Origin of the sequence: Arthrobacter sp. 3Tela_A, assembly GCF_049311025.1 — a bacterium.
GTDB lineage: Bacteria > Actinomycetota > Actinomycetes > Actinomycetales > Micrococcaceae > Arthrobacter_B.
Window position 1 is genome coordinate 26,947 of sequence record NZ_JAXIOM010000013.1, and the last position, 14,311, is coordinate 41,257.

The 14,311-nt window shown below is 64.3% G+C and carries 12 protein-coding genes and 1 other RNA gene; 1 reads left to right on the forward strand and 12 read right to left on the reverse strand.

Going from position 1 to position 14,311, the window contains the following annotated elements:
* Positions 1–66 precede the first annotated feature (66 nt).
* On the forward strand, positions 67–1,938 hold the full coding sequence (locus TVC13_RS06130) for a hypothetical protein (protein ID WP_422400343.1): 1,872 nt from the start codon (positions 67–69) through the stop codon (positions 1,936–1,938).
* A 67-nt stretch (positions 1,939–2,005) separates the two neighbouring features.
* Here the strand turns inward: TVC13_RS06130 and TVC13_RS06135 are convergent, their stop codons facing one another.
* The 12 genes from TVC13_RS06135 to TVC13_RS06190 form a co-directional block, all read right to left on the reverse strand.
* Entirely contained in the window at positions 2,006–3,679 is a 1,674-nt protein-coding gene (locus TVC13_RS06135; protein ID WP_422400344.1) for a DUF726 domain-containing protein, read from the reverse strand.
* A 278-nt stretch (positions 3,680–3,957) separates the two neighbouring features.
* Positions 3,958–4,327: a transfer-messenger RNA gene (gene ssrA, locus TVC13_RS06140) on the reverse strand.
* A 94-nt stretch (positions 4,328–4,421) separates the two neighbouring features.
* Positions 4,422–4,895: an SsrA-binding protein SmpB gene (gene smpB, locus TVC13_RS06145; RefSeq protein WP_422400345.1), complete on the reverse strand. Its 474-nt coding sequence runs from the start codon at positions 4,893–4,895 to the stop codon at positions 4,422–4,424.
* Between the two features lie 85 nt (positions 4,896–4,980).
* Entirely contained in the window at positions 4,981–6,411 is a 1,431-nt protein-coding gene (locus TVC13_RS06150) for a peptidoglycan DD-metalloendopeptidase family protein (protein ID WP_422400346.1), read from the reverse strand.
* Positions 6,412–6,461: 50 nt separating this feature from the next.
* Positions 6,462–7,373, reverse strand: coding sequence for a permease-like cell division protein FtsX (gene ftsX / locus TVC13_RS06155; protein WP_422400347.1), 912 nt, complete (start codon positions 7,371–7,373; stop codon positions 6,462–6,464).
* On the reverse strand, positions 7,370–8,233 hold the full coding sequence (gene ftsE, locus TVC13_RS06160) for a cell division ATP-binding protein FtsE (RefSeq protein ID WP_422400348.1): 864 nt from the start codon (positions 8,231–8,233) through the stop codon (positions 7,370–7,372). The genes ftsX and ftsE overlap by 4 nt, the downstream gene beginning before the upstream one ends.
* A 205-nt stretch (positions 8,234–8,438) precedes the next feature.
* Entirely contained in the window at positions 8,439–9,356 is a 918-nt protein-coding gene (locus tag TVC13_RS06165; RefSeq protein ID WP_422400349.1) for an alpha/beta fold hydrolase, read from the reverse strand.
* Positions 9,353–10,120: a 3-hydroxybutyrate dehydrogenase gene (locus tag TVC13_RS06170; RefSeq protein WP_422400350.1), complete on the reverse strand. Its 768-nt coding sequence runs from the start codon at positions 10,118–10,120 to the stop codon at positions 9,353–9,355. The genes TVC13_RS06165 and TVC13_RS06170 overlap by 4 nt, the downstream gene beginning before the upstream one ends.
* Positions 10,117–10,752: a TetR/AcrR family transcriptional regulator gene (locus TVC13_RS06175; RefSeq protein ID WP_422400351.1), complete on the reverse strand. Its 636-nt coding sequence runs from the start codon at positions 10,750–10,752 to the stop codon at positions 10,117–10,119. Before TVC13_RS06175 ends, TVC13_RS06170 begins: the two co-directional genes overlap by 4 nt.
* Positions 10,749–12,311, reverse strand: coding sequence for a class I adenylate-forming enzyme family protein (locus TVC13_RS06180; RefSeq protein WP_422400352.1), 1,563 nt, complete (start codon positions 12,309–12,311; stop codon positions 10,749–10,751). The genes TVC13_RS06175 and TVC13_RS06180 overlap by 4 nt, the downstream gene beginning before the upstream one ends.
* Positions 12,308–13,435, reverse strand: a complete 1,128-nt coding sequence (locus TVC13_RS06185) for a branched-chain amino acid ABC transporter permease (protein ID WP_422400353.1) — start codon at positions 13,433–13,435, stop codon at positions 12,308–12,310. The genes TVC13_RS06180 and TVC13_RS06185 overlap by 4 nt, the downstream gene beginning before the upstream one ends.
* Positions 13,432–14,310: a branched-chain amino acid ABC transporter permease gene (locus TVC13_RS06190; RefSeq protein ID WP_422400354.1), complete on the reverse strand. Its 879-nt coding sequence runs from the start codon at positions 14,308–14,310 to the stop codon at positions 13,432–13,434. The genes TVC13_RS06185 and TVC13_RS06190 overlap by 4 nt, the downstream gene beginning before the upstream one ends.
* Position 14,311: the final 1 nt, after the last annotated feature.

Genomic DNA, 14,311 nt, shown 5'->3' on the forward strand with positions numbered 1-14,311 from the left:
GCCCTGTCCAGCTTCTCTTTTTCCTTCCGCGTCAACGATGACGTGCTGCCCGAAAGATGATCCACCGTGCTAGATAAAGAACTCCGTCAAAAACTTCAGCCGCTTCGAGACGATCTCGCTCGCGTGACCGATCCGGAGTACGACCTGAAGACGCCCGTGTACCGGCTGGCAAAAGAGCTGAACCGGTCAATCCAGTGGGTCATCCGTAAGACCGGTGGTGATTTTCGCGACATGGATGAGAGCTCCCGTCTCACATCCGCACAAGAATCAAGCGTGAGAACGGCGCATCAGAGGGAGGAGGCTCCTCGTCCTAAGAGACGCGAACCTGCCCCCGTAACGATCAAGGCACTCGCTTTAGAACTCGGAGTCCCGAGGCACGACGTGGCGGAGGAGGTCATCCGCCGTGGCGTCGCCAGGAAACATGCCAAGTCCTCTCTCCCTCTCACCTCCGAAGAAGTGGAGATCTTAACGAGTTTTTTCGCGGAACGGACCAAATCCCGTCAAAGGATACCCGTTGTCTACAGGCCCTCACCGGACGGAAAGATCTCTTTCGAAACCTACCAGCGGATTCCCGTCCGTATCCGTGAAGGACTTGTAAAGGCTGGTTTCCTCCCCTCCCTGAGCGAGATGGTCAGATACCCGGACCGTGAGTGGGGACAAATAATCAAGCACTTTCGCCAGGTTCGGGATCAACAGCAAGTTGCCCGGGACACGGTTTCGGGTCGAACCCCACCTATCCACCTGAAAACACACTCACGCTCCACACAGTCAAAGGCCCAGTCCTCCGTGGTCTCCGCCTCGGGCTCATCTACGTCGGCACCAAGCCGAGAGCCGTCCGCTCTCGGACGGCCACGAATCACGACAGCAACGGCAACAGCTCTGATTCCGCCAAAACCAGCCTCCGTGTTGCGGCTCCAGAATCAGGGTGTCACCGGACTTATCCGCAAGGAAATTGAGGGCGGCCTGCACACCGGGTCCGCGCCTGAGTCGGCCTTTCAATCTTTCAAAACCTCGATCGGGACCAATTCGACCGCAGTTGTCGGTCTCCAGCAAACGCTCAGAGAGTTTCATCCCAGCATGTACTCGAAGTTCTTTGACCAGTTCCGAGAAGCTCTCGAGCTGGATCGAAGGATTGCTCAGGCCATGGGCCGGAGAAAGAACTACGGGACCACGAACCCGGAACATGCAAGGATCATAAATGAAGTATGTGAGTACAAGTATGGGATTTTCGCCTACGCTGACATTGGCGCCAAGCTTGGCCGGATCGCCCGCCTCGCGCCGTCCCCTTCAGCCAGGAACATCAAAAATGGCTTAGTAAAGTTGCGTCCCATGTATATGGGTGTGCTGACAGACATGAGCCATCATAGGTTCGTGCTGTGGCGGGTCGGTAAGACCTGGGACCTGCTCGAAGTCCGGTTCGAGGATACCCTCGACTGGGTAGAGGGTTTGAAAGCCGGCGAGTACGTCCCCCTTACGACGCATCACATTCCCTTGGGAACCTACAAAAACCCGGTTTCCTCGGACCTGTCCAGACGTGACCAGGACATTGTGAAGTTCATGGTGGAAGTGGCCGGGAACTTGAGACAAGGTGTTCGCGGCGTGCGAGGGAAGAAGGCAACCTCCGGACTTCCCGCAATGGATACGACACGCGGCACACAGTCGCCCCTTTCCCCTCCACGGCAACTTGGATACCGGCCCGAGAGCACTTGGCTGGTCCCTATCACCATCACTGATGGGCAGGTCAACACCACTCTGGATGAGGATTTCTTCAGCTCCCCCGATGACAAGAAGCCCTCCGAGGTGCGCCCTTTCTACAGGCGCCCCAAAGGTTCAGCACCCAACGCTCCGCGGACGGAGTTTGTCAGCGGCCACATCCGAGGGGGACGAGGGGCTTTCGCCGATATGAAGCTGCTGCCGGTAGTCACTATCAGGAGGTAGGTGCCAGAACCTACGATTGCAGCTTCGATGTCCTCTGGGACGGCGCGCCGTCCCAGAGGAACAGATCTCAGCGGACCGAAGACCCTATCCCGGCCGGGTCCCACCGGATCATCGGTTCAGTCAGCAGCCGGACGTGCTGATGGTACTGGGAGTGCCCCTTGACGTTCGCGGAAACGTCCACGTTCTGGAGTTTTGCGTCGGCTGGCCGGAAGCCCACCTCACCTGCAGCCCTCTCGCCCGGCTGGGTCCCACGGTAAGCAAACTTCAAAACCTGGTCATTTGACGAGTAGTAGTTGTAGACAGCCTCATCGACGACAGACGTCAGGCTGTGCCAGTCGCTCTTTGCACCGATGGCTGCTCCCAGCAGGTGCATCGCCTGGACACGCGGTCCACCCTTCTTGCTGGACAACGCCTGCGCCGCAACCACCATGGCCCGGGCGCCGAGGCTGTGGCCAATCAGCACGTAGGAGTCGGCTTCGGTTCGAGCCAGCAGGTCGGCGAGGATGACGCCGGTCTTCTCCGCCCTGTTCTTCGCCATGTGCCAGGGGTTCTTGGCCAGGTCGGCAGCGATCAGAGCCGGGGCGACCGGGGCCAACCGTTTGGCGGCCACCTTGGCCGCCTTTGCTGCAGCTCCTCTCACCGCTGCACCTGCGGCGGCTTTGCCCACGTTCGCACCTGCGAACAATGTGAGGTGCCGGAGTTCACGCGCGCCCCAATGGACGCGGTAGACGGGTGAATCCGGATAGCAGTCCATCACGATATTGCGCCACTCACCCCATCCGGTTTTGGTTTCGCTGAGGAAGCCGTTGCAAACGATGACCGGAACCCCGGTTCCATCCTGGAGCATTTCGATGTGGAAAGACTTGTCCTGCCGCACGTAGGCGTTCGCGATCGTGCCCCCGAGAGCCGCACCCAGAGCTGCTCCGACGGCGGTGACCACGGCCGTTCCGCCTGCCATACCCAAGCCGCCGGCCGCCACAGCACCACCGCCGAGCAATGCCAGCCCAAAGTTAGTCGCCACAATGCCGCTGTAACCTCCGATAGCAGCTCCCACAGCACCTCCAAAGGCGGGTGCCGCGAGGAACGCGAAAGGAGTAGCTGCTGCAACGCCGGCGCCTGCGAGTCCCACCACCTTGACCGTTTTCGCCAGGTTGGGCTTTTCGTAACTCAGGAACTCCCTATAGTCGTTGAGTGCGCCCATCTTTCGGTCGGCTTTCTCGAAGCCGGGGATCTCATGCCGGTGCTCGGCACAGTAGCGCTGGACCCGAATCGCGCCCTCTTCCCGGACCGCCATGTTCGCGCACATCACCGCCGCACAGGGAAGCGTTGGCCCCCCACACCCCATGCAAATATAGGCGGGCAGCTGTCCCACGGGACGGTTTGCCTTACGGTGCCCATGCTTGCCGAAGCAGGAGGAGCACCAACCAGTTCTCTCCTCCAGCGTCAGGTCCTCAGCCAACTCGGCAATCCAGGCAACAGCCTTCTTAAACGCTTTGGCCCGTTTGTCTGCTGCCTTCTGCAGATCCTCGTCAGGCAGGTTCACGGCGGCATACCTGTTTAGGGCATATGCCCACGCGTTGCTGATCAGCGACTGGTTTTCCCCAAGAATGCCCTGCCCGATTTCAGGCTCGGCGTCTGTGTGGGTGCCGGACAGGGTGAGCTTGTAACCCTTGGGAGAAACGACGTCGCACTGGATGCGACCCGTGTCAAGGACACGGAAGAGAACCTGAGATTTAGACATAGTGACGATCCTCTCAGATCCCACTGACAAACCGGTTTACTTTATGCGTACGTGTCACCGGCGGGAATGCCCCATCGACGCTTGGCAGTTCGGCATCTGCTAAGCCATCCTCAAGGCCGGAGGACCCGGGGGAAGGCGGCTTTAATAATCGCTGCGAGCCCTGCGAGCAGTGATTTTCGTTGCCGCCGTCCCGGGTTCTCCTGCCGACCAGCAGGAGGCGCCGATGAGACGACGGAACACAAAAAGCACCCCGGCCCGAAGGCCGAGGTGCTTTTCAATGGTGGAGATGGGGGGAATTGAACCCCCGTCCGATGTCGTGTTGTCAGGGCTTCTCCGGGCGCAGTTCACGTCGGATTTTCTCGGCCCCAGCCATCATGTGAACAAGTGGCTGATCCGGGCCCAGCCGTCTAAAAGTCCCGAGCACTCCAACGGCGAGAGTACTCAGCAGTGGCCCTCTAAATGACGCCAGGATCCGGGACGAGAGCATTCCCGGTCTGACGGACTATGCCCGCTGCTTAGGCAGCGAGAGCGAAGTCAGTGCGCTTAGAATCGGCACTTATTGGTTTGCAGAGAGCGTTTACGAGATAACCCTGCATCCTCGGCCCGCTTCACCTGTCGCGACTAACATCGTCGAAACCTGTCATCCCCGTATTCAGTTACCAAACTGATTTGTCCGGCTGCTACCAGCCGGATCGTTAACTATAGCGCATCTGCGCTGGAACGTCAGACCGGACCCCGGCGGCTATGCTCCGCGGTTCTTGGCACGCATTTCGCGCAGCGCCTCACGGTTGTCCTGCTTCTCCCGCAGGCTCTGACGCTTGTCATAGTCGCGCTTACCGCGGGCGACGGCGATTTCAACCTTGGCGCGGCCGTCCAGGAAGTACAGCTGCAGCGGAACGATCGTGAAGCCGGACTCGCGGATCTTCTGCGAGATCTTGTCCAGCTGCTCGCGGTGCAGCAGCAGCTTCCGACGGCGGCGCGCGGAGTGGTTGGTCCAGCTGCCGTTGAGGTACTCAGGAATGTAGACGGCCTCGAGCCAGAGCTCGTCGTTGTAGAACGTGGCGAACCCGTCCACCAGGGAGGCGCGTCCCTCACGCAGGGATTTCACCTCGGTGCCCATCAGCACCATCCCGGCCTCGTAGGTATCGAGGATTTCGTAGTTGTGCCGGGCCTTGCGGTTGGTGGCCACGACTTTTCGGCCACTTTCTTTGGGCACGGTTCAACTCTCCTTCATAGCGTCGCTTTTTGGGTCAACTTCGCTTCCGGTGACGTTCCCGGAGGCGAAACACCCATTCTAGGCCCTAGAGCAGTCCCATGGGATTTACGAGCTGCCCGTTGAGCATGGTCTCGAAGTGCAGGTGGCAGCCGGTGGAGTTGCCGGTGGTACCGACGTAGCCAATCAGCTGGCCGGCGTTTACCCACTGGCCGGCAGAAACGATCCGGCTGCTCAGGTGGTAGTAGTTCGTGGCCAGGGCGCTGGTGCCGATCACGCCGTGGTTCACTACGATCCGGTTGCCGGTTCCGATCATTTCACCGCCGCCGGTGTCCGAGCGCCAGATCTCTCCGGCAGCTGCGGCGTAAACAGGAGTGCCGCACTGGGCGCCAAAGTCGATGCCGGAGTGCAGGTAGCCGCCGGTTCCGGAGAAATCGATGGTGCCTGCCGGCGTCGCCCGCCAGCCGAAACCTGAGGTCAGCGGTGCGCTGACCGGGTAGCGCAGTCCGAACGCGGACGGGTTGGTCGGCTGGACGGTCTGCGGCGGCGGTGCCGGCTGATTGTTGCGTGCAGCTTCCTCCGCAGCACGGCGGTTAGCTTCGGCGATCCGGGCTTCCTCGGCTCGGCGTGCTTCTTCAAGCAGGATGCGCTGGCGTTCGGCTATTTCTGCCTGGACGGCGGCCTGCTCCGACTGGATGGAAGCGAGCTTCGCCTGGATGACGGGCTTCTTTGCCTCCAGTTCACCGTTGAGCGCTTCCGCGCTGGCGATGAGCTTGTCCACCTTCTCCTTCTCGGCTGCCGCTTCGTCGCGGGCTGCCTGCTCGGCACGCAGGGCTTCCTCTGCCTGTGCCTTAAGCGAGGAGATCTCTTCCTCCACCGCGGTGAGCCGCGCTTCGGAATTCACGTTGGTCGCTGCCTGCTGGGAGAGGCGCTCGACGGCGGCGTTCTGGCCGCGCAGTGCCTGGCCTGCCATTCCCATGGAGTCGGTCAGGCTGTCTGCACCCTCTGCCCCAAACATCAGGGTGAGGCTGGAGGGCACTCCCCCGCTTTTATACGCCTGGCTGGCGATCTGGCCAATGACCTTCTGGGTCTCATCCAGCGCCTTCTGGTCTTCTTCGATCTGCGCGGCGATCTTGTTCCGGCTTTCCTGGGCCAGGGCAACCCGGTCCGTGAGCGCCGCTACCTTGGCGGACGCAGTGCTGACCCTGCCCTCGGCGTCGGCCAGCACCGACTGCGCTGCGGGCAGTTCTTCGTTCTGGTAAATGTTCAGCTGGGCCACGGTCCGGGCAATGTCTTCGTCCAGGTACTCGTACTCTTCCTGGACCCGCTGCTGCTCCGCTTCAAGCGCATTCTTGCGGTCGTTCAGCTCATCAGCCTGGGCAGGCGCGTGCACAGTGGCAAAGGCCAGCACCAGCGCCAGGAGCACGGCGGCACCGGCCGCAGCCGTTTTCCGCACGCTGTCCAGCGGCGCAGCAGCTGGTGCTGCCGCCCGCGGCCGGGAATCGCGGCGGCTATGCATTGGCGAGACTATCCATTAAACGTTTCTGCTTTCGTTTGACCAGTGACACTCTAGACCTTGATATAGCGCCTAAGCGTCAGCAGCGATGACACACCCGCAAGTAATGTACCCAAAATAAGCAGGATCGGGCTCAAAAGGAGTACTTCACGTGCGGATATGAACGCAGTTGCCGGATACTGGCGGGCCAGCATGCCGATGAAGAAGTGTGCCACTGCCCACAGCGTTCCGGAAGCGAGGACCGCACCAATCAGGGCTGCGATCACGCCTTCGAGTACAAAGGGCAGCTGGATCACCGCCTTTGAGGCACCGACCAGCCGCATGATGCCGGTTTCCCGGCGCCGGCTGAAGGCGGAGAGCCGGATGGTGGTGGCAATCAGCAGAATCGCGCAGACCAGCATCAGCACCGCAATGATCAGCGCCACCAGGGACGCGATGTTCATAAAGGAGAAGACCTTTTCCAGCAGTTCACGCTGGTCGCTGACCGATTCCACGCCGGGCATCGAGGAGAACGCCTCATTGATGACCTCGTACTTCTCCGGATCCACGAGGGAGACACGGAACGTCTCCGGCAGCTGGTCCGCGGTGACGCTGTCCACGATCGGCGAATTGGCGAACTGTTCGCGGAAGTGGCCCAGGGCCGTTTCCTGGTCTTCATAATGCACAGAGTCGATGTACTGCTCGAACTCCGCGGAGTTCAGCTTGGCTTCAATCGCACTGCGCTGTTCATCCGTAACCGAACCAGAGGCGCACGACGCCGAGACGTCATTGTCCACACAGAGGAAGACCGCCACCTGCACGCGGTCATACCAGTAACCCTTCATCTGGTTGATCTGCATCTGGAGCAGGCCGGCCGCGCCCACGAAGGTCAGCGACACGAAGGTCACCAGAATGACGGAGACAACCATGGAAAGGTTGCGGCGGATACCGGAGCCGATCTCACCGAGGACAAATGCCATCCTCATTCGGAGACCTCCGATCCGGCGGAGCTGTTCTGTTTCGCCGTGCCGGGAGTTTCTGTACTGCCGGCGGGGCTTCCAGCGGCGGTATCCGCGCCGGAGGCAGGAGCGGGGGCAGAAGCCGAGTCAGCACCCGAGGCTGCCGCATCGGTGCCGGCAGCCGGAACCACGGGCTGCATCGCCGTCGCCAGGTAGATGCCTTCGCGTTCGTCGCGGACCACCTTGCCGTTGCGCAGTTCGATCACACGCTTGCGCATGGCGTTGACGATGTCGTGGTCGTGCGTGGCCATCACCACGGTGGTGCCGTTCTGGTTGATCCGGTCCAGGACCTTCATGATGCCCAGGGACGTGGTGGGGTCCAGGTTGCCGGTGGGTTCGTCAGCGAGCAGGATGCCGGGACGGTTCACGATGGCCCGGGCGATGGCTACGCGCTGCTGCTCGCCGCCGGACAGCTCGTGGGGCAGGCGGTTGTCCTTGCCCTCCAGGCCAACGGTCTTCAGCACCTCGGGAACCGAATCACGGATTACGGCACGGGAACGGCCAATCACCTGCATGGCGAAGGCAACGTTGGCGAATACGGTTTTGTTGGGCAGCAGGCGGAAATCCTGGAAGACGACGCCGATGCCGCGGCGCAGGCGCGGAACGCGCCAACTGGGAATCTTGGCCACGTTGGACCCGGCGACGTAGACGGTTCCCCGCGTCGCGTGCTCTTCCTTGAGCACCAGCCGGATGAGCGTGGACTTGCCCGAGCCGGATGCGCCCACCAGAAAGACGAATTCGCCGCGGTCCACGTCCAGGCTGACCGAGTTCAGGGCCGGCCGGGAGTTCCTGTCATAGACCTTGGTGACGTTGTCAAAAGTGATCATTGCTGTTTCATGCCCTTACGTAGCAGCCGGAACGGCAAGGGCCTTTGGCCTTGGGGAGCAGGGAACCGGCCTTTCGACTATAGCCAGCGGATCCCGCTGCCGGGCAGAGCATCAGGTGGTGTGTCGCGGGGGGGGGGGGGGCCGGGGGGGGGCGCCCGCGGGCCCCCCCCCCCCCCCCGCGGCTGGTGGTGCGGGACCGTCGCTCTCAGCCGGCGGGCTGTTCACCGGCCGGCAGCCGTCCCCCAACTGCCTGCTCCGCCAGCACCGCAGCGACAGCAGAAGCCCCCGGGTCATCCATGACAATCGTGTAGTGGTTGGTGCCGGGTACGTCGGTGATTTCCAGCTCCGGCAGCCGTTCCTGCCAGGAGCCGATATACGCGGGGGAATACAGTCCGGGTTCCTCATTCAGCAGCCCACGCGGGGCACGGAGCAGGCGCACCGGATGGGCGAGCTCATCCAGTGCCTGCAGAAGCGCCGTGCCGCGGTGCAGTTCCGCGGTGTCCTCGACCAGCGCCTCGGTGCGGGTGGCAGCACGGAACCCGCTCCCGTGCGGCTGCAGGTCATAGGCCAGGTAATCCCGCAGCAGGTCATTCCAGTGCCCGGCGAAGGCCGGATGCGGGGCCCAGAACTGCTCGTAGTCAGCCAGCGAGCCGAACACCTGTTCCAACCGTTCGGCAGCCGGGCCCAGCACGGCCTGGATGATCTGCTCGTCGCTCAGCCCGGACGGCACATCCAGCGGCAGGCCGCCGTCGACCAGCACCAGGGAATCGACCAGCTGCGGGTGCCGGTTGGCCAGCACGAGCGCTGCGAAGGCACCCATCGAATGGCCGACGACGACGGCGCGGGGCACCGCAAGTGCCTCCAGCACCGCGGCCAGGTCATCGGCGTGGACCGGCATTCCGTACGGTCCGGGCAGGGTGTTGCTCCGGCCCCGTCCGCGCAGGTCCGGCGCGATAAAGCGCACGTCCGGCAGTGCGTTAGCGACCATGCCCCAGGTGCGGTGGGAGGCTGTGACTCCGTGGATGGCCAGGACGGTGGGGGCGTCCGGGTCGTCCGGCCCCCAGATGCCGGTGTGCAGGGAACCGCCGCGGACGGGAATCTCAGCGCTGGTGTAGGTGCTCATCGCGCGCTCCACCCGCCGTCCATGGTGTAGGACGCACCGGTGACCATCCCGGCCCCCGGTCCGGCGAGCCAGGCAGCCAGGGAGGCGACTTCCCCGGGCTCCACCAGCCGCTTCACTGCGGATTCGGTGAGCATGACCGAGGCAACCACTTCCTCTTCGGGAATTGAGTTGATGCGGGCCTGGTCGGCGATCTGGGCCTCGACCAGTGCGGTACGCACGTAGGCGGGGTTGATGCAGTTGGACGTGACACCGTGTTCTCCGCCTTCCAGCGCGGTGACCTTGCTGAGTCCTTCGAGGGCGTGCTTGGCACTGACGTAGGCGCTCTTGAACGCTGAGGCGCGCAGCCCGTGGACGGAGGAGATGTTGATGATCCGGCCGAATCCCCGCTCGTACATCCCCGGCAGCGCTGCACGGATCAACAGGAAGGGTGATTCGACCATCAGGCGGTGGATCAGCCGGAACATTTCGGGGTCGAAGTCCTGGATCGGATTGATCCGCTGGATGCCGGCGTTGTTGACCAGGATGTCAGTGTCCAGGGACAGGTTTTCAAGCTCCTTCGTGTCACTGAGGTCCACCTCCCAGGCCGTTCCTCCGGTGGCTGACGCCACCCGCTCCGCTGCTTCCCGGTTGACGTCCGCTACGGTGACCTTCGCGCCCAGGGCAGCGAACGTGCGGGCGCAGGCCTCGCCGATACCTGACCCGCCTCCGGTGACCAGCGCCGTCCTTCCCTCCAGGCCCGCCGGGATCACTGCTTCAGTGCTCATGCTCCGCCTCCGTCTGCCGGCGCCTCGGGCGCCATGCCTCGTTCGATGAACCGCATCATCTCTTCAAACTCCGCCTCCGGGATTTCCGGTGCGGTACCTCCGTCGGAGCGGTCCGCGTGCCACAGCACCCAGCGCATGCCCAGCATCTCGCCGATGCCCATCAGTGCCCATGCCACCGTGTCCACGTCCATCGGACGGATCTCGCCGGCGTCGCGCGCTGCTTTGAGGCCTTCCACGTAGCCGTTGACGATCCGTGTGTAGTGCATGCGAAGGGCTCCGGGCGAAACGAACTCAGCCTGGCGGATGATCCGGTAGAGCGCCGGGTGCTCGGCGGTGAAGCGGAAAAACGCCCGGAATCCGGCCCGTTCCGCCTCGATCCGCTTGCCGGCGGCTTTCGCTGCTTCGGTCATGGCCTGGCGGACGCGGCGGTTCAGGTCCTCCACCACCTCGTCGAAGATCGCCTGCTTGCCCTCGAAGTACAGGTAGAAGGTCCCCAGGCCAATCCCGGCCTGTTCCGTGATCTTCACGATCGAGGCGTCGTGGTAACCCACCGATTCGAAGACCTGCTCCGCGGCCTCGAGCAGCCGGGCACGGGTCCTGGTGCCGCGGGCTGTCCTGGGTGTGGTGCTCATGTGATGTCCTGCCGGTCGGGGGTTGCGGGTTGGGGATTTTCGGAGCGGCCGCGAAGCCGGGAGCGGGCCACCTTGTGCAGCGACGTGCGCGGCAGGGAGTCCACAAAGCAGACGCGGGCCGGTAATTTGTACCGGGCCAGCCTGGCACCGCAGTGTTCCAGAATGTCCAGGGCGTCGGGGGCTGTTCCCGGGCGGCGCACCACCCAGGCCACGCCGGTTTCTCCCCAGCGCGGGTCCGGTTCGCCGGCTACAGCGGCTTCGGCCACGGCGGGATGCTCGAGCAGCACTGCCTCCACCTCGGCCGGGGAGACGTTCTCGCCGCCGGAAATGTAGATGTCCTTGAGCCGGTCGATGACGCGCAGGTACCCGTCGGCGTCGCGCTCCACCAGGTCTCCGGTGTGCAGCCAGCCGCCGGCGAGGGCCGCTGCGGTTGCTTCCGGGTTGCGGAAGTAGCCGGAAAAGACTCCCGGACCGGAGACCAGCAGCTCCCCCGTGCCCGGTCCGCGCAGGTGTTCCCCGGTCACCGGGTCGGCAACGGCTACGTCCACGTGTGGATACGGTTTGCCTGCCATGCCCACGCGCGCACCGGCTTCCTCCTCCGGCAGGCAGAGCACGTTGGGGCCGGCTTCGCTGAGGCCGTAGCCCTGGGCCAGGGCCACCCCGCGGGCATGCCAGGTCCGCAGCAGCGGCGCCGGCATGGGCGCTCCGCCGACGACGGCGCGGCGCAGGCTGGAGAGGTCCGTCCGGTCAAAGCGCGGATGGGAGGCGAGCATCAGGTAATGCGCGGGAACACCCATCATGGTGGTGACCTTCCGGTCCTCGATCAGCGCCAGCACACGGCCGGCGTCGAAGGTGCGTTCCAGTACCACGGTGGCGCCGGTCCACCAGGCCAGCAGCGGCTGGATGTTCCAGCCTCCGGCGTGGAACTGCGGGAGAACAGCCAGCACCACGTCCCGGCTGCCGATCTCCGCCGTGCGGGAGAGGGAGAGGTTGGTCCAGAAGCAGTTCGCGTGGCTGAGCACCACGGCCTTGGGATCAGCTTCGGTACCGGAGGTAAAGACCATCAGCAGAGGGTCATTGTCCAGGACCTCGTCCCCGGAGCTGCCGGTTTCCTCCAGCCGCCGCAGCGGGGACGGCGGACCGGATTCCACACCGGTACGGCCAAGGGGGGCCGACGACGGCGGAAGAGCCAGGCGGGCAGCCGCTTCCATGGCGACGGCGGAGAACTCGTCCTCGACCAGGAGCAGGGCGGGGTCCGCGAGCGCGAGCTGCGCTGCCAGTTCACGGGCCGAGAGCCGCCAGGACAACGGCACCAGGACCAGCCCTGCCTTGGCACAGGCGAAGAAGGCCACCACGTGGTCGGCACTGTTGCCGGTGACCGTGGCGATCCGGTCTCCCCGCCGGTAGCCATTCTCCTTCAGCGCCCGGGCCAGGGCGGTGGACCTGTTTTCAAGGTCCCGGTAGCTCAGCGATACACCGCGGTCATCGATTGCGGTGCGCTCCGGTGTGGAGAGCGCACGGTCGGCTGTCCAGCGGCCCAGCGTATGCAGGGAACTCATCCGGCTTCCTCCAGGATCTGCTGCGGCCGTCGGGCTGCTTCACGGCTGCGCAGCCGTGCTGCGGCCCCGGCCAGCCCGCCGGGCAGGAACATCACCACCAGGATGAACAGGGTACCGAGAATGAACATCGGCTCCGAGAGGGGAATCTGCAGGATCCGCGGCAGTCCGGCAATCGCGTCCGAGTTGGCGAGCGCGGTCAGACGCTGGTCGAGCAGGGTATAGACCACTCCGCCGAGCACGGCACCCCAGCGGGAACCCACGCCGCCTAGAACCACCATGACCAGCAGGGTGATGGTGAAGTCGGAGGAAACCGCCCGCGGCACGGCACCGGACTGCAGCAGCAGGTAGGTCATGCCCACCACCCCGGCGAGGGTTCCTGCCACCACGAAGATGAGCAGCTTGGCCAGGTAGGGCTGCAGGCCCAGCACCCGGACACGCATCTCGTTTTCCCGGACGGCCGCTGCGACATGCCCCGCGCGGCTGCGCTGGATCCAGGCCGTCACCAGGAACACCGCCACGAGGGCAGCGAGTGCCAGCCAGTAAAGGTTCCGGGTGTTGGCCACACCCACCAGGAAGGACGGCACGTGCTCGGTGGCCAGGCTGAGGCCTTCCTCTCCGCCGGTGGCTCCGTCCGGGTTCCGGCGCACCATCACGGACCCTGCCTGGGCGAAGGCGAGGGTCACCATGGCGAACGGTATGCCGGTGACCCTTAGGGCGACGGCGCCGGTCAGGTTGGCCAGCACGATCACCACCACCAGGGTCAGGGCCATCGCCGGCAGCAGCGGCAGGCCCGTCCGGTCCAGGATGATCGCCAGGCCGTACACACCGGCACCGAAGTACAGGGCGTGCCCGAAGGAAAGCATGCCTGCGACGCCGAGAAGCAGGTGGTATGTCAGGGCTGCGGCGGCCATCAGCATGCACAGGGCCATCAGCTGCAGCGACCCGGGCGTGTAGGTGGGGCCGGGCAGCAGCCCGGGCAGTGAGAGGTTGAACAGCGGCAGCACGGCCAGGATGAGCACTCCGGCAGCACCACCCGCCCAGGCGACCGGCCGCCGTCGTGCCTTGCCTGCCGGCGGTGCAGCGGGTGGGGTGTTGGTGTCCTCCCGGACCTGGGCCGCGCTCATGCCGTTACCGCCTTTCCCATCAGTCCCGCCGGTCGGGCCAGCAGGACCGCGGCGAGGAGCAGGACCACCACAAAGTCCCCCACACCCCAGTAGAAGTTTGCGAACTGCTGCAGGATCCCCACGGCCACGGAGGCCAGCGCTGCGCCGGTGAGTGATCCGAGGCCGCCGATCACCGTGACGATGAAGGCGAAGATCAGCAGCGAACCGCCCAGCAGCGGTGAGACGTAGCCGAAGTAATGGCTGGCCAGCACACCGCCCAGTCCCGCTGCCGCCCCGCCAATGGTGAAGACCAGGGTGAACGCCTTGCGTACGTCAATGCCCAGGGCCGTGACCATGGACCGGTTTTCAACGCCGGCCCGGATGATCATGCCGTAGCGGGTCTTCTTCAGGAACAGCAGCAGCCCGCCCAGCACGAGTGCTGCGGCCAGGATGGCGACGAAGCGGTCATTCGGGATACGGGCCCCGAACAGGTCCGTGGTTTCCTTCAGCCAGGCCGGGCCGGTGATAAAGGACGGGTCGGTGCCCCAGATCCCTTCGAACAGAGCCACCGAGGCCAGGGAGAGGCCCACGGTCACCAGCACCTGCTCAATGTGGCGCTGGTAGAGCGGGCGGATGAGGATCCTCTCGGTCAGTGCGGCGAACGCCGCGCCGGTGGCTGCGCCGACGGCCAGGGAGATGAAGAAGACCCCCCACCCCCCGGCACCGAGCGCCTGCGCAGCCTGCCAGCCGATGAACGCACCAAGGGTCAGGAAGGATCCGTGGGCGAAGTTCAGCACGCCCATCAGCCCGTAAATGAGGGACAGCCCGGAGGCCACCAGGAAGTACAGCGCGCCCAGGCCAAGGCCGGTGACGGTGAGCAGGATGATGGTGCTCATG

What these genes read in the sequence shown, in the direction of transcription:
- ftsE (WP_422400348.1), bottom strand. Translation starts at nt 8,233, where the DNA reads ATGATCACTTTTGACAACGTCACCAAGGTCTATGACAGGAACTCCCGG.
- TVC13_RS06185 (WP_422400353.1), bottom strand. Translation starts at nt 13,435, where the DNA reads ATGAGCGCGGCCCAGGTCCGGGAGGACACCAACACCCCACCCGCTGCA.
- ftsX (WP_422400347.1), bottom strand. Translation starts at nt 7,373, where the DNA reads ATGAGGATGGCATTTGTCCTCGGTGAGATCGGCTCCGGTATCCGCCGC.
- TVC13_RS06190 (WP_422400354.1), bottom strand. Translation starts at nt 14,310, where the DNA reads ATGAGCACCATCATCCTGCTCACCGTCACCGGCCTTGGCCTGGGCGCG.
- TVC13_RS06170 (WP_422400350.1), bottom strand. Translation starts at nt 10,120, where the DNA reads ATGAGCACTGAAGCAGTGATCCCGGCGGGCCTGGAGGGAAGGACGGCG.
- TVC13_RS06165 (WP_422400349.1), bottom strand. Translation starts at nt 9,356, where the DNA reads ATGAGCACCTACACCAGCGCTGAGATTCCCGTCCGCGGCGGTTCCCTG.
- TVC13_RS06135 (WP_422400344.1), bottom strand. Translation starts at nt 3,679, where the DNA reads ATGTCTAAATCTCAGGTTCTCTTCCGTGTCCTTGACACGGGTCGCATC.
- TVC13_RS06150 (WP_422400346.1), bottom strand. Translation starts at nt 6,411, where the DNA reads ATGCATAGCCGCCGCGATTCCCGGCCGCGGGCGGCAGCACCAGCTGCT.
- TVC13_RS06180 (WP_422400352.1), bottom strand. Translation starts at nt 12,311, where the DNA reads ATGAGTTCCCTGCATACGCTGGGCCGCTGGACAGCCGACCGTGCGCTC.
- TVC13_RS06175 (WP_422400351.1), bottom strand. Translation starts at nt 10,752, where the DNA reads ATGAGCACCACACCCAGGACAGCCCGCGGCACCAGGACCCGTGCCCGG.